This window comes from Devosia sp. CAU 1758 (assembly GCF_054482695.1).
In genome coordinates this window covers 66021-79183 of record NZ_JBTLRJ010000006.1, presented here as the reverse complement: position 1 = coordinate 79183, position 13163 = coordinate 66021, and the positions used below count along the sequence as shown (strand labels likewise).

The following is a 13163-nucleotide window of genomic DNA, read 5'->3' as shown; positions in this document are numbered from 1 at the left end:
TTAGTGCACGACGCGATGAATGACCGAAATCAGCTTTTCCGGATCGAAGGGTTTGACGATCCAGCCGGTGCCGCCGGCCGCCTTGCCCTGGTCGCGCTTGTCCTGGCTGGTTTCGGTGGTCAGGATCAGAATGGGGAGCGAATTGTGCTGGCCGGTGGCGCGCACATTCTTGATGAACTCGATGCCATCCATCACCGGCATGTTGATGTCGGTGATGACCACATCCACGGCCTGGGCCTTGAGCACGTCCAGTCCCTGCTTGCCATCCTCGGCCTGGAACACCTCGAAGCCGGCATTGGAGAGGGTATGGTGCAGCATCGCCAGAATTGTCCGCGAATCGTCGACGGTGAGTACGCGCAGCGTCATTGTTTCATCATCCCCGAAAACCGGGCCTCAAGGCCCAGTCGCTCGATGGCGGCACTCATGGCCGCGCTCGGCGCTTCAATCGTAAAATCAAAATGGTGTCTTCGGGCTGTTTCGGCCGCGCTCACCAGCAGCAAGAGAGCATTGGTGGAAACCCGCTCGACCGCGCTGGCCTCGACCGTCGCCGGCCCCTCCTCCAGCGCGTCGATCAGCAGATCGCGAATGCCATCGATCGCATCCAGATCGATAACCTCAGGCAAGGTGACCGTCTTCTTGGTTTGCTTGACCATGTTCGTAAGGGTGCCCCCGGACTCCGCTCCAAGCGGCATATTCAGCGCGAACGGTTTAAGAAGTGCTAACTATGACCAGTACCCGCAGGGGCCAGGCGCGCCAGTGGCGCGACTGGATGGTCATAGGCCCGGTGAGCTACGCTCGCAGGGCGATCCGCCGTCCCAGCGGGCCAGGCGCTCCAGTGGAGCGATTGGAGGCACAGAGGCCATGGGAGCTACGCTCGAATGGCTGGGCTACGCCCCCTTGCACAAGAGAAATCCTTGCCCCCGCCCCCGCACAGCGCTATCGCATCCCCGACACCAAACCGGACCGCCCCATGCCCACCAGAATAGCCCTGACCGGCCTCGCCCGTGACCTTGCCCAGCGCGCTGCCGAGGGCAAGACCATTCGCGTCGGCGTCATCGGCTCGGGCGAGATGGGCACCGACCTCGTCACCCAGATGAGCCTGATGACCGGCATCGAGATGGCCGCCATCGCCACGCGCCGCCCCCATACCGCGCTCGAGGCCATGACCATCGCCTATGGCGAGGATTCCATGGGCAAGGTCTGCGACACACCCGCCGCCGCCACCGCCGCCATCGAGCAGGGCAAGATCGCCATCACCTCGGCCGAGACCCTGGTCACCACGCCCAATATCGACGTGGTCATCGACGCCACCGGCAAGCCGGGCGTTGCCGCCGATTACGATCTGATGGCCATGGAACACGGCAAGCATCTGGTGATGATGAATGTCGAGGCCGACGTCACCATCGGCCCCTATCTGAAGGCTCAGGCCGACCGGCTAGGGGTCGTCTATTCGGTCGGCGCCGGCGATGAACCCTCTTCCTGCATGGAACTGATCGAGTTCGTCTCGGTCCTCGGGCTCGACGTGATCGCCGCCGGCAAGGGCAAGAACAACCCCCTGAAGCACGATGCTGTCCCCGACGATTATCGCGACGAAGCGACCCGCCGCAACATGAACCCGCGCATGCTGGTCGAGTTCGTCGATGGCTCGAAGACCGCCGTCGAGATGACCGCCATCGCCAACGCCACCGGGTTGATGCCGGACATTCCCGGCATGCACGGCCCCGCCGCCGATCGCGACGATATGGCAAAAGTACTCATCCCCAAAGCCGATGGCGGCATTCTCAACGGCTCGGGCGTGGTTGATTTCACCATCGGCAAGGGCGTGGCGCCGGGCGTCTTCGTCATCGTCAAGGCCGAGCACCCTCGCATCATTGAGCGCATGGATGATCTGCATATCGGCCACGGCCCCTATTATGCGTTCTTCCGGCCCTATCACCTGACCAGCCTTGAAGTGCCGCTGACCTGTGCCCGCATCATACTGACCGGCAGGCCGGACATGGTCCCCCTGCCCCGCCCGGTGGCCGAAGTCTGCTCCGTCGCCAAGCGCGATCTAAAGCCCGGTGAGGCGCTCGATGCCATCGGTGAAACTTGCTACCGCTCCTTTGCCATGAAAGTGACGGACGCCCGCGCCGCCGGTGCCTGGCCCGTCGGCCTGCTCGAAGGCGGCAAGGTCACGGCGGCCGTGAAAAAGGGCGAACTGCTCACCAGCGCCAATGCCCAGCCCGATGTCACGACAAGGCTCTTTGCGCTGCGGCAGGAGCAGGACAAAATGCTTGGATACTGAGTTCCTCACTCCCCCTCGATTTCCTCGACCAGCGGCAATGGATAGCGTCGCTTGGGAGGCAATCGGTGGATGATCATGCCCAGCCCCACCAGCAGCAGGCAGGCCAGGAACAGCACGAGAAACAGGGTCAGCGGCTCGACTGGCCCCGTCATCGTCAGCAGCGGCACGGCCGCCGCCGGTGGGTGGGTCACCCGCAGCGCCAGCATGATCAGCATCACCAGCCCGACGCAGAGCGTTGCCAGCCAGAACGGCTCGGGCACCACCATCATGGCCAACACCGCCACCACCGTGCCGATGAAATAGCCGGCAAAGATATTGATGGGCTGGGCATTGGGAGAATCGGGCTGCCCGAAAATCACCAGGGCGGTCGGTCCTAGCGGCGCCAACAGCAAGGGCAGGCCGGTGACCGCCGACAGATAGCCGATCAGCGTCACCGCTGCCGCCGCGGCGGCGGCCGATTTGGCATGCACCCGCCAGTCATTGCGGGGTTCATGCCTGGCGATGAAACGGGCGATCAGCTTGTGCATTCCCTTTTTTGCCAGACCCGGCCGCACAACAAAACTCCGCCCCCGGCCCCAAATGTCCAGATTAGGAAAGCTTGCCCTGTGCTTGCCAAGCCGGGACCCATGACGTAATTGCTGATCCAGATTATCAGGAATAAAACATGCCCGAGACAGCGACCGACCCGCGCGCCATCAAGCGCCACCGCCACGACACCCGCCTGCGCCTGCTGACGGTCACTGCCGTCACCGACATCACCCCGCTGGTGCGCCGGGTGCGGCTTGCCGGCGACATGACCGGCTTCGCTTCGTTCGGCCATGCCGATCACATCAAGGCGTTCTTCTTCGCCGACGGCACCCCGGCCGAACTGCCGCCCGTCGGCCCCAATGGCGCGCAGTTCCCGCCCGGCACCACCCGCGAAATGCGCGACTATACCCCGCGCCACTGGAATGTCGGGGAAGGCTGGATCGACCTCGATTTCGTGCTGCATGGTGATGGCCCCGCCTCGGGCTGGGCCTCATCGGTCAAGCCCGGCGATACCCTCGTCATCGGCGGCCCGCGTGGCTCCCAGGTCGTGCCGCTGGCCTTTGACTGGTACCTCCTGGCCGGCGACGAAACCGCCCTGCCCGCCATTGGCCGCCGCATCGAGGAGCTGCCGGCCGGAACCAAAGTGGTCGCTGTGATCGAGGTGGAAAACAAGGCCGAAGAACAGGCCTTCGAAACCGCAGCCGACCTCAGCCTCACCTATGTCCACCGCAATGGCGCTGCCGCCGGCACCACCACGCTGGTCCCCGACGCCATTGCCGCCGCCACCCTGCCGCAAGGCGACGCCTATGCCTATATCGCGGGCGAAGTGAACATGGCCCGCGCCGTCAAGGCGCACCTGGTGGACAAACGCGGCTTCAACCCTGAATGGGTCAAGGCTGCCGGCTACTGGCACCTGGGCGTGGCCGACGCCCACGAGGATCATTAACGCCCGACGGAAGAACCCGTTGATTGACAGGTCTCGCCGTTGGTCCGAATGCTTCGCCATCCGGGCGGGTATTTGATGGAGGGGTGGGTGGAGATACTGTTTCTGCTGCTGGCCGCAGCGGCGCTCTATGCCGCCTTTGGTTCAGGCCGCAAGCAACGGCTATTCAGGCCTTCGGGACGGCGTGAGCCCTATTCCGGCCCAAAGCGCACAGCCTCGACGCCGCAGAACGCCTACCCGCGACCTGTCCCAAGGTCCACGCCCGTCCTCGATTCATCTGACCAATTGCGCGTGGTCATGAATGCGTCGTTCGAGAAAACCCGGCTGATGTCGCGATCCGAGTATGACGTCTTTCGGGTCGTCGAGACGCATTTGCGGCGCTGTGGCCCTGGTTATCGCCTCATGGCGCAGACCAGCATGGGCGAATTTATCAAGTCTGCCGACCCGTCCGCCCATAGCTCGATCAACTCCAAGCGTGTCGACATGGTTGTTATCGACACCTTCGGCTTCGCGGTCGTCGCCATTGAACATCAAGGCACCGGCCACTACCAGAATGATGCCGCCGCCCGAGACGCGGTCAAGCGGGAGGCCTTGCGGCGAGCCGGAATCGAATACCTGGAAATATTCCAGCACCATCAACCCGAGGATATCTGCTCGCTGGTTTCGGGTGCGATCGAACGCAGCAGGCCGCCGACAGCTGCCGCAGTACCCTCTCCTCGGGCGGATCGCGACTGACCTTATTGCGGCTGCCCGCCCACCCCCTGCACCGCCTTGGCGCCGCTGGCAATGCCAGCCTCCAGGCAGGTCGCATGACCCCCGCCCCTGAGTAACGCTGCCACGAACCCGGCGGCAAAGGCATCGCCTGCCCCCGTGGTATCGACCACCTTGACGATGGGCGCGGGCCGGCTCTCGAGCACGCCGTCGCGCCCGCCGAGCACCGCGCCGAACCGGCCGCGCTTGATCACCACATGAGTGAACTGCTCGCCGAGCACCCGCATCTGTGCCTCGCATTCGGCCTCGCCCGTAAGCAGTTCGGCTTCACTTTCATTGGCAAACAGCCAGTCGGCCTTGCCGACCCAGTCGCAGAACGCGCGCGGCCCCACCTCATCGAGAAAGCCGGCCGAAGCCGGATCCACGCCAATCGGCACGCTGCGCCGCCGGGCCGCCTCGAGCAGGCCCTGCACCGCCAGCCGCGGCCCCGGGGCAAAGAAACTGTACCCCGACACCAGCACCAGCCCGACCCCGTCGAGAAGGCTCTCCGGCAGGTCGTCGGAATTGAGATTGAGATTGGCGCCCCGGTCGGTGAGAAAGCTCCGCTCGCCGCCCCGATCGAGAATGGTCACGAGGACCCCCGTGGGCAATTCCCTGTCCCCCGCAAGCGCCGGCACCACGTCCAAGCCACGAAAATAGTTTTCGTACATGGCCCGCTCATCGGCCCCGACCCGCGCCGCGAACAGCACGTTCGCCCCTGCCGCCCCCAGCCACACGGCCTGGTTGGCGCCCGAGCCACCCGGCCGGTTGCGGATTTCCGCCCGCCGGTCCGAACCGGGCACGATAGGCCCCTCTGGCCGCACGATGATGTCGGTCATCACGTCGCCGATGACGAGCACCCGTGCACTCATGCGGGGCGCGACGCCTGCAAAGCCGAGAGCGCCGCGGCAATCTGGGCGGCCACTTTCGCGTTGTTCTTGACCAGCGCGATATTGCTTTCCAGCGACTTGCCGCCGGTCAATTCGAAGATGCGCTGCAAGAGGAACGGCGTCGTCGCCTTGCCCTTGATCCCCTGCGCCTCGGCATCGGCCAGGGCCTGGCCGATGAAGCCCTCGATAGCCGATGCCTCCCAGGCATCCGCCTCCGGGATCGGATTGGCGATCAGCACGCCGCCCATATGGAGGTCCGACTGGATGGCCAGCATTCTGGCGACGTCCTCCGGCGTATCGAAGCGCTGGTCGACCTTGTATCCGCTGGTCCGTGCCCAGAAGGCGGGGAAATCCTCAGTGCCGAAGCCGAGCACCGGCACGCCATTGGTTTCGAGCACTTCGAGCGTCTTGGCGATGTCGAGGATCGACTTGGCGCCCGCGCAGATCACCGCTACCGACGTCCGGCCCAGTTCCTCGAGGTCCGCCGAAATGTCGAAGCTGTCCTCGGCGCCGCGATGCACGCCGCCAATGCCGCCCGTGGCGAAGATGCTGATGCCGGCCAGCGCCGCGATCTGCATGGTGGTGGCAACGGTGGTGCCCGCCATGACGCCCCCGGCAAGCAGGCTCGCCATATCGCGCCGGCTGGCCTTGGCCGCTGCATGCCCTTCCTCGGCCAGGCGCTGCAGGTCTTCACCCGAAACCCCGACACACATTCGTCCGTCCATGATGGCAATGGTCGCGGGCACCGCGCCATGGGCGCGAACCACGTCCTCGACGTCCCGCGCCATATCCAGGTTCTGTGGATAGGGCATGCCATGGGTGATGATGGTGGATTCCAGCGCCACCACCGGCCGACCCGCAGCCAGTGCCGCCTTCACCTCGCCCGAGACCGAAAGATAGGCCTTTGCGCTCATGTTCTACGCTCCGTCACTGTTTCGCCTTGCCTTTGGCAACTGATTTAGACGAGCTTGTGCGCCGCTGGCAAAGACCGGTCAAGCCTTGCCAATTCTTGCACTTATCCGCCTTGTCGGCCCCGGACTTTGACGATAATTTGCCTTTTGCAAGAGAGGGAAAGGGCACTTCGCTGAACAGGTCCAGCATTGCGGGCGCATTGTCAGCGCCTCGATACGCGCCCGGCCTCGGGCTGATCGCAGCGACGGCACCGGGCGCTTGCCGGCGTCCCTCCATCACGCACCTTACGACGTCACCTTCACCGTTTCCGGGCCCTCAAAGATGAGGCTCCGGGGTTGAGCCGCGGCTCTTTCCGCGGATAGCGCGCCTGGCGCATCGAACCGGCTGTCCCATTGGGACGCCAATCGCCTCCACCATGGTCCCCACAGGAGACTAAGCCCATGAAAAAGTCCCTCGCCATTGCCTTTGGCGCTCTTCTGGTCGCGAACCCTGCCCTTGCGCAGGAAGAGCCGGTCCTCAACATCTACAATTGGTCGGACTATATCGCCGAAGACACGATCGCCAATTTCGAGGCGGAGACCGGCATCAAGGTCAATTACGACGTCTATGATAATAACGAGATCGTCGACTCCAAGCTGCTGGCCGGCAATTCCGGTTATGATATCGTCGTGCCTTCGGGCAATTTCCTCGAACGCCAGATCCTGGCCGGCCTGATCCTGCCGCTCGACAAGTCCAAGCTGCCCAATCTCGGCAATCTTGATCCGGCCGTCATGGCCACCGCCGCCGAGCAGGACCCGGATAACAGCCATGCCGTGCCCTATATGATCAACACCATTGGCCTCGGCTACAATGTCGCCAAGGTTACCGAGGCGCTGGGCCCCGATGCCGATCTCGAAAGCTGGGACCTGCTGTTCAAGCCCGAAGTGGTGGAAAAGCTGGCCGGCTGCGGCGTGACCGTGCTCGACAGCCCCTCCGAGGTGATGGGCATTGCGCTTCACTATCTCGGCCTCGATCCCAATTCGGAAAACGAGGAAGACCTGGCCAAGGCCGAGGAGCTGATGAACTCCATTAAGCCCTCGCTGCGCTACTATCATTCCAGCCAGTACATCGACGATCTGGCCAATGGCGAGGTTTGCCTGTCCCTGGGCTATTCGGGTGATATCTTCATTGCCTCCGACAGTGCCGCCGAGGGCGTCGAAGTCAATTACCTGATCCCCAAGGAAGGCGCGGCGACCCTGTTCGACTTCCTGGCCATCCCCGCCGATGCCCCGCATCCGGAAAACGCCCATGCCTTCATCAACTACATCCTGGAACCCGAAGTGGTGGCCGCGATCACCAATTATGTGTTCTATGCCAATCCCAACCTGCCGGCGCTGGAATTCGTCGATGACGAAGTCAAGTCCAACCCCGGCATCTACCCGCCGGCCGAGACCATCGCCAAGGCCTTCGTGATGAAGGCGCACTCGCCGGACTTCGAGGAAGTCCTCACCCGCACCTGGACCCGCATCAAGACCGGCCAGTAAGTTCACCCTGAGCAAGGGGGCGGCGCCCGCCGCCCCTTTTTCCTTCTCGATAGAGAGCGCACATGGCAAAGAAGCCGCAGCAACTGGCGATCGCCACCCGCCCCTGGCGCGACACGGCCAACAACAAGCCCTTCGTGCGCATCAAGAACGTCACCAAGAAATTCGGCGACATTTCTGCCGTCCACGAGGTCTCGCTCGACATCTACCGCTCCGAACTCTTCTGCCTGCTGGGCGGTTCGGGCTCGGGTAAGTCGACGCTGCTGCGCATGCTGGCGGGTTTCGAGACCCCCACCTCGGGCACAGTCGAGATCGACGGCCAGGACATGACCGCGGTGCCGCCCTATAACCGCCCTGTCAACATGATGTTCCAGTCCTATGCGCTGTTCCCGCACATGTCTGTCGAACAGAACATCGCCTATGGCCTCAAGCGCGACGGCCTGCCCCGCGGCGAGATTGCCGAGCGGGTGGCCGAGCTCCTGGCGCTGGTGAAATTACAGGACTACGGCAAGCGCAAACCGCACCAGTTGTCCGGCGGACAGCGCCAGCGCGTCGCCCTTGCCCGCGCTCTCGCCAAGCGTCCAAAACTGCTGCTCCTTGATGAGCCCTTGGGCGCTCTGGACAAAAAATTGCGCGAGGAAACCCAGTTCGAACTGGTCAAGATCCAGGAACAGCTCGGCGTCACTTTCATTGTCGTCACTCACGACCAGGAAGAGGCCATGACCCTCGCCACCCGCATTGGGGTGATGAACCAGGGCGAAATCGCCATGATAGGCGAGCCCACCGATATCTATGAATTTCCAAATTCGCGCTTCGTCGCCAATTTCATCGGCTCGGCCAATATGGTCGAGGGCGTCGTCACCGAGGATGAGCCCGACCATGTCCGCATCCGTTCGGCCGAACTGGGCTGCGACATCTATGTCGGCCACGGCGTCGACTGCGCGCCCGACCAGCTGCTCTGGTGGGCCATTCGTCCCGAGAAAATGGTGCTCAGCCGTGAGAAGCCCGCAGGTCTGCATGGCGCCAATGTAGCCACCGGCATCGTCGAGGAAATCGCCTATCTGGGGGATATCTCGGTCTATCAGATCGCGCTCGAAAGCGGCAAACGCCTGCGCGTCAGCCAGACCAATTCGGTGCGCGGCAATCCCCACGCCATCACCTGGGAAGAAACTGTCCATGTCACGTGGGACGAGGACGCCGGCTCGGTGCTGACCTCATGACCGCCACCCGCGACCCCACGATCCCGCCGCCCCGGCGTCTCAAGCCATGGGTCGCCGTCGAGCGCGGCCTGGCCCGTGTCGGTATTACCGGACGCATGCTGGTGCTGGCCGCGCCGGTCATCTGGCTGCTGGTTTTTTTCCTGATCCCGCTGGCCGTTGTCTTCGGCATTTCGCTCGCCAGCAAGCAGTTCGGCCGCCCACCCTATACCCCGCTCCTCACCAGTGAGGAGGGCACGGTGCAACTCACCCTGCACCTCAACAATTACATTCGCCTCTTCACCGACAATCTCTATGTGGCGGCCTATCTCAGCTCCATTCGCATCGCCGCCATCGCCACAATGATCACTCTCGTCGTCGGCTACCCGATGGCCTATGCCATTGCCCGCTCGTCCGACCGCTGGCGCAATATCCTGCTGATGCTGGTGATCCTGCCCTTCTTCACCTCCTTCCTCCTCCGGGTCTATGCGCTGACCGGCTTCATGCGCGGCAATGGGGTGATTAACCAGTTCATCGGCCTCTTCGGGTTCGAGCCGCTGGTGATAATGCAGACCGATTTCGCGGTCTATGTAGGCATTGTTTACACCTACCTGCCGTTCATGATCCTGCCGCTTTATACGACGCTGGTGAAGCTCGATGTCTCGCTGTTCGAGGCCTCCGCCGATCTGGGTGCAAGGCCGATCCACACCTTCCTCTTCATCACCCTGCCGCTCTCGCTGCCCGGCGTCATTGCCGGCTCCATGCTGGTCTTCATCCCGGCCATTGGCGAATTCGTCATTCCCTCGCTGCTCGGTGGCCCCGAAACCCTGATGATCGGCCGCGTCCTTTGGGACGAGTTCTTCACCAATACCAATTGGCCGCGTGCCGCCGCCGTGGCCTGCGCCATGCTGATCGTGGTGGTGGTGCCGATCATGCTGTTGCAACGCGCCCAGGGCGCCGTGGTGGAGAAGTAAGATGCGCCGGGGCTGGTTTCTTCCCATCGCAGCGGCACTGGGCTTCTCGTTCCTCTACGCGCCCATCGCTTCACTGGTCATTTTCTCGTTCAACGAGAACCGGCTGGTTACTGTCTGGTCGGGTTTTTCTCTCAAATGGTATGGCGAACTGCTCAACGACCCGCAAATGCTGGGCGCCGCCTGGCTGAGCCTGCAGATCGCGGCGCTCAGCGCCACGATCGCCCTGGTCCTGGGCACACTGGCCGCCGTGGCGCTGGTGCGCTTCCGGCGCTTCAGGGGCCGGACGCTGTTTTCCGGCATGGTCTCGGCGCCACTGGTCATGCCCGATGTCATCACCGGCCTCTCGCTGCTGCTGCTCTTTGTGGCCATGGAATCCATGCTCGGCTGGCCGCAGGGCCGCGGCATGCTCACGATCGTCATTGCCCACGCCACCTTCTGCACCGCCTATGTCTGCGTCGTCGTGCAATCGCGCCTGTCCGATTTCGACCGGAGCCTCGAGGAAGCCGCCATGGACCTGGGTGCCTCGCCCGTCCGCACCTTCTTCGACATCACCCTGCCCATCATCGCCCCGGCGCTGGTCTCGGGGTGGCTCTTGGGCTTCACCCTCAGCCTCGACGATCTGGTCATTGCCAGCTTCGTCTCCGGCCCCGGCTCCTCGACCCTGCCCATGGTGATCTTCTCCAAGGTCCGCCTCGGCGTCTCGCCCGACGTCAATGCCCTGGCCACCATCATCATCGGCATCGTGGCCCTGGGCGTCTTGGCCGCCACCATCATCCAGTTGCGGAGTAAACCGAAGCGGAGCGCCTGACATGGGTTGGGGTGGGTGGCGGCCTATCCGCTTGTGGCCAGTAGAGCGGGCAAGCTGACCTTCGCCGGTTGAAGAATTCGCCCTGCTACTGACGTATTGTGGCAGGAAGTGCTGATAGCGCGGTTGGCACCTCTCAGCGGCCAAAAATCGGGCGTCTGCAGATAGGATGGTCGTATTCGCGGCGAGGTGCAATTTGGCCCGTTCGTGGCGTTGCTTGGAGTGCTTGGATGCAAAATATTTCCGCGATTTCTCCGGATTTTGATTTTGAGATTGGGAACTGGCACGTTCAACATCGTCGATTGCGTGCACGCCTCGTTGCATGCGACGAGTGGGATGTTTTCAACGGCGTCTCGGAGACCCGTCTGGTTCTAGGCGGCAACGGCAATGTGGAAGACAATCTCCTTGAGACTCCTACTGGGCTGGTCCGTGCGATCGCACTCCGATCCTACAATCCCCAGCAAAAGTCATGGGCGATCTGGTGGCTTTCTTCTGCCGATCCGCATCGGCTCGAAGTTCCGGTAACAGGCAGTTTCCACAACGGGATTGGCAGTTTCTTCGCGAACGAGATGATAGAGGGCAAACCCGTCGTTACTCGTTTTCTCTGGCTGGAAACAGATTCTGCAACACCACGTTGGGAACAGGCGATGTCCATTGACGACGGTGTGACGTGGGAAACGAACTGGACCATGGATTTCTCGCGGCTCGATCCCAGTCCCAACAAAGTCATCTAGCTCTGGGGAGTTGATGACCACCACACGGAAGCCAAGATCCAATGAATTCCTGAGTGGGGGAATGACCGCCTTAGATGGTGATCCAATCTTCCACCAATGAGCGAAACGGGTCAGTTGCAGAAGTTTCCATCAGAGCGACCGCCAGCGCGCCTGCCTTTTTCGTGACTTTACAGCCCCGTCAAACGGGCGCATGCTCGCCTCATGTTCAACCAAAGCAAAGGAGGTGATCCAGTGTCTTATGAGGTTTTGGCTCTCGAAGAAGGTCTGGGTTTTCGCGTGTTGACTGGGAGTGATCTCGGCTAACAACACGCATCTCCTGGCCCTCGAGGCCGACAAGCTCAGGAAGGGCTGTCCGCAAAGGGCAGCCCTTTTCTGTTTCCGCCGTCTTTCACCATGAGCGCCGCGCGGGCTTGACGGCGGGCGCCAAGCCATTGATACCGCTGCCAACCTATCTTTGGAGGCAGCCTTGTCCTCGGCCAATTTCGTCCTCACCCTTTCCTGTACCGACCGCCCCGGCATCGTGGCATCCGTCACCACCGAACTGGCGGCGCTCAAGGCCAATATTGCCGAGAGCAATCAGTTCTGGGACCGCGAAACCGGCCGCTTCTTCATGCGTCTGGCCTTTGCCGCGCCCGAAGGCGTCAGACGCGACATGATCGAAAAGGCGCTGAAATCGCCCATCGAGCGCTTCGACATGAAGACCGCCCTCAGCGATGAAAGCCGCAGGAAACGGATCGTCATCCTGGTCTCCAAATTCGACCATACGCTTTTGCACCTGCTCTACCAGATCCGCGTCGGCTGGCTCGAAGCCGAAGTCGCCGCGGTGGTCTCCAACCATCAGGATGCACGCAAGATCGCCGAGGATGCGGGCATCCCCTTCCACTGTCTGCCGGTCAGCAAGGACACCAAGGCGGCACAGGAAGAACAGGTGTTGGGCATCGTCAAGTCGAGCGGCGCGGATCTTGTCGTGCTGGCCCGCTATATGCAGGTGCTGAGCGACAATCTCTCCACCCGGCTTTTCGGCCAGGTGATCAATATTCACCACTCGTTCCTGCCCAGCTTCAAGGGCGCCAAGCCCTATCACCAGGCCCATGAGCGCGGCGTCAAGATCATCGGCGCCACCGCCCATTATGTGACCCCCGACCTCGACGAAGGCCCGATCATCGAGCAGGAAACCGCCCGCGTCACCCATGCCATGAGCCCCGACGACCTGGTCGCCGCCGGCCGCGACATCGAAAGCCGCGTCCTCGCCCGCGCCGTCAAGCTGCACCTGGAGAGCCGGGTCATGCTCAATGGCAAGAAGACGGTGGTGTTCGGCTAGGGACCCGGTTGCGTAGGCAGCAAGACAAATGGGCGTGCTTGAACCAGACCTGTTTGCGGACGTGCTGCTTTACCCGCAGAGCGCTGGCGGCAAGATAAATCCTGTTACCTCCGGATACGGCTGCCCATGCACAACGACTGCGGAGCCCCCATTCCGGGGCTGGGACGCACGGTTTTTGTTTGACGGTGCACCTATTCTTCCCGGTGGAAAAAGGCGCGTCGGGTCGAGGTTCCTGACCCCTGAAGGTGCGCATACCATTAGGTCTGCACGTCATTTCTTTCTGCGGGAAGGAAGGATCGTGGGTGA

Annotated in this window: 14 protein-coding genes; 9 read left to right on the top strand and 5 right to left on the bottom strand. The window is 62.6% G+C overall.

Translation table 11 applies throughout. The features are described 5' to 3' along the window. Both ACXYMS_RS17455 and ACXYMS_RS17450 read right to left on the bottom strand, forming a co-directional pair. Nucleotides 1-366, bottom strand: coding sequence for a response regulator (locus tag ACXYMS_RS17455; protein WP_458908117.1), 366 nt, complete (start codon nt 364-366; stop codon nt 1-3). Beyond that, the gene (locus ACXYMS_RS17450; RefSeq protein WP_458908116.1) at nt 363-692 is read right to left on the bottom strand and encodes an STAS domain-containing protein; all 330 of its coding nucleotides are present in this window, start codon (nt 690-692) and stop codon (nt 363-365) included. Before ACXYMS_RS17450 ends, ACXYMS_RS17455 begins: the two co-directional genes overlap by 4 nt. 278 nt (nt 693-970) lie before the next feature. On the opposite strand from ACXYMS_RS17450, the gene ACXYMS_RS17445 reads away from it, so the two are divergent. Beyond that, a complete protein-coding gene (locus ACXYMS_RS17445) occupies nt 971-2284 on the top strand; it encodes an NAD(P)H-dependent oxidoreductase (protein WP_458908115.1) in 1314 nt (437 codons plus the stop codon). A gap of 5 nt (nt 2285-2289) precedes the next feature. Here ACXYMS_RS17445 and ACXYMS_RS17440 read toward each other — a convergent pair whose 3' ends face one another. Further along, nucleotides 2290-2811: an HPP family protein gene (locus ACXYMS_RS17440; protein ID WP_458908114.1), complete on the bottom strand. Its 522-nt coding sequence runs from the start codon at nt 2809-2811 to the stop codon at nt 2290-2292. A 137-nt stretch (nt 2812-2948) separates the two neighbouring features. Between ACXYMS_RS17440 and ACXYMS_RS17435 the strand changes: the two genes are divergently transcribed. Both ACXYMS_RS17435 and ACXYMS_RS17430 read left to right on the top strand, forming a co-directional pair. Then, nucleotides 2949-3758, top strand: coding sequence for a siderophore-interacting protein (locus ACXYMS_RS17435; RefSeq protein ID WP_458908113.1), 810 nt, complete (start codon nt 2949-2951; stop codon nt 3756-3758). A gap of 87 nt (nt 3759-3845) precedes the next feature. After that, entirely contained in the window at nt 3846-4490 is a 645-nt protein-coding gene (locus ACXYMS_RS17430; protein WP_458908112.1) for a DUF2726 domain-containing protein, read from the top strand. A gap of 2 nt (nt 4491-4492) precedes the next feature. On the opposite strand, the gene ACXYMS_RS17425 is transcribed toward ACXYMS_RS17430, so the two are convergent. Next, the gene (locus ACXYMS_RS17425; protein WP_458908111.1) at nt 4493-5377 is read right to left on the bottom strand and encodes a carbohydrate kinase family protein; all 885 of its coding nucleotides are present in this window, start codon (nt 5375-5377) and stop codon (nt 4493-4495) included. Beyond that, nucleotides 5374-6309, bottom strand: a complete 936-nt coding sequence (locus ACXYMS_RS17420; protein ID WP_458908110.1) for a pseudouridine-5'-phosphate glycosidase — start codon at nt 6307-6309, stop codon at nt 5374-5376. The genes ACXYMS_RS17425 and ACXYMS_RS17420 overlap by 4 nt, the downstream gene beginning before the upstream one ends. Nucleotides 6310-6747: 438 nt before the next feature. On the opposite strand from ACXYMS_RS17420, the gene ACXYMS_RS17415 reads away from it, so the two are divergent. From ACXYMS_RS17415 to purU, 6 genes are all read left to right on the top strand, one after another. Then, nucleotides 6748-7830, top strand: a complete 1083-nt coding sequence (locus ACXYMS_RS17415; protein ID WP_458908109.1) for a polyamine ABC transporter substrate-binding protein — start codon at nt 6748-6750, stop codon at nt 7828-7830. A gap of 62 nt (nt 7831-7892) precedes the next feature. After that, nucleotides 7893-9047, top strand: a complete 1155-nt coding sequence (locus ACXYMS_RS17410; RefSeq protein WP_458908108.1) for an ABC transporter ATP-binding protein — start codon at nt 7893-7895, stop codon at nt 9045-9047. After that, nucleotides 9044-9997, top strand: coding sequence for an ABC transporter permease subunit (locus tag ACXYMS_RS17405; RefSeq protein WP_458908107.1), 954 nt, complete (start codon nt 9044-9046; stop codon nt 9995-9997). Before ACXYMS_RS17410 ends, ACXYMS_RS17405 begins: the two co-directional genes overlap by 4 nt. A 1-nt stretch (nt 9998) precedes the next feature. Further along, the gene (locus ACXYMS_RS17400) at nt 9999-10805 is read left to right on the top strand and encodes an ABC transporter permease subunit (RefSeq protein WP_458908106.1); all 807 of its coding nucleotides are present in this window, start codon (nt 9999-10001) and stop codon (nt 10803-10805) included. Nucleotides 10806-11032: 227 nt separating this feature from the next. Then, a complete protein-coding gene (locus ACXYMS_RS17395) occupies nt 11033-11536 on the top strand; it encodes a DUF1579 domain-containing protein (RefSeq protein ID WP_458908105.1) in 504 nt (167 codons plus the stop codon). Between the two features lie 466 nt (nt 11537-12002). Then, entirely contained in the window at nt 12003-12857 is an 855-nt protein-coding gene (purU, locus tag ACXYMS_RS17390) for a formyltetrahydrofolate deformylase (RefSeq protein WP_458908104.1), read from the top strand. Nucleotides 12858-13163 lie beyond the last annotated feature (306 nt).

Excerpts from the sequence above, each read along its gene's own strand:
- ACXYMS_RS17410 (WP_458908108.1), top strand. The coding sequence starts at position 7,893 with ATGGCAAAGAAGCCGCAGCAACTGGCGATCGCCACCCGCCCCTGGCGC.
- ACXYMS_RS17450 (WP_458908116.1), bottom strand. The coding sequence starts at position 692 with ATGCCGCTTGGAGCGGAGTCCGGGGGCACCCTTACGAACATGGTCAAG.
- ACXYMS_RS17405 (WP_458908107.1), top strand. The coding sequence starts at position 9,044 with ATGACCGCCACCCGCGACCCCACGATCCCGCCGCCCCGGCGTCTCAAG.
- ACXYMS_RS17425 (WP_458908111.1), bottom strand. The coding sequence starts at position 5,377 with ATGAGTGCACGGGTGCTCGTCATCGGCGACGTGATGACCGACATCATC.
- ACXYMS_RS17435 (WP_458908113.1), top strand. The coding sequence starts at position 2,949 with ATGCCCGAGACAGCGACCGACCCGCGCGCCATCAAGCGCCACCGCCAC.
- ACXYMS_RS17395 (WP_458908105.1), top strand. The coding sequence starts at position 11,033 with ATGCAAAATATTTCCGCGATTTCTCCGGATTTTGATTTTGAGATTGGG.
- ACXYMS_RS17445 (WP_458908115.1), top strand. The coding sequence starts at position 971 with ATGCCCACCAGAATAGCCCTGACCGGCCTCGCCCGTGACCTTGCCCAG.
- ACXYMS_RS17400 (WP_458908106.1), top strand. The coding sequence starts at position 9,999 with ATGCGCCGGGGCTGGTTTCTTCCCATCGCAGCGGCACTGGGCTTCTCG.
- ACXYMS_RS17455 (WP_458908117.1), bottom strand. The coding sequence starts at position 366 with ATGACGCTGCGCGTACTCACCGTCGACGATTCGCGGACAATTCTGGCG.
- ACXYMS_RS17420 (WP_458908110.1), bottom strand. The coding sequence starts at position 6,309 with ATGAGCGCAAAGGCCTATCTTTCGGTCTCGGGCGAGGTGAAGGCGGCA.
- ACXYMS_RS17415 (WP_458908109.1), top strand. The coding sequence starts at position 6,748 with ATGAAAAAGTCCCTCGCCATTGCCTTTGGCGCTCTTCTGGTCGCGAAC.
- ACXYMS_RS17440 (WP_458908114.1), bottom strand. The coding sequence starts at position 2,811 with ATGCACAAGCTGATCGCCCGTTTCATCGCCAGGCATGAACCCCGCAAT.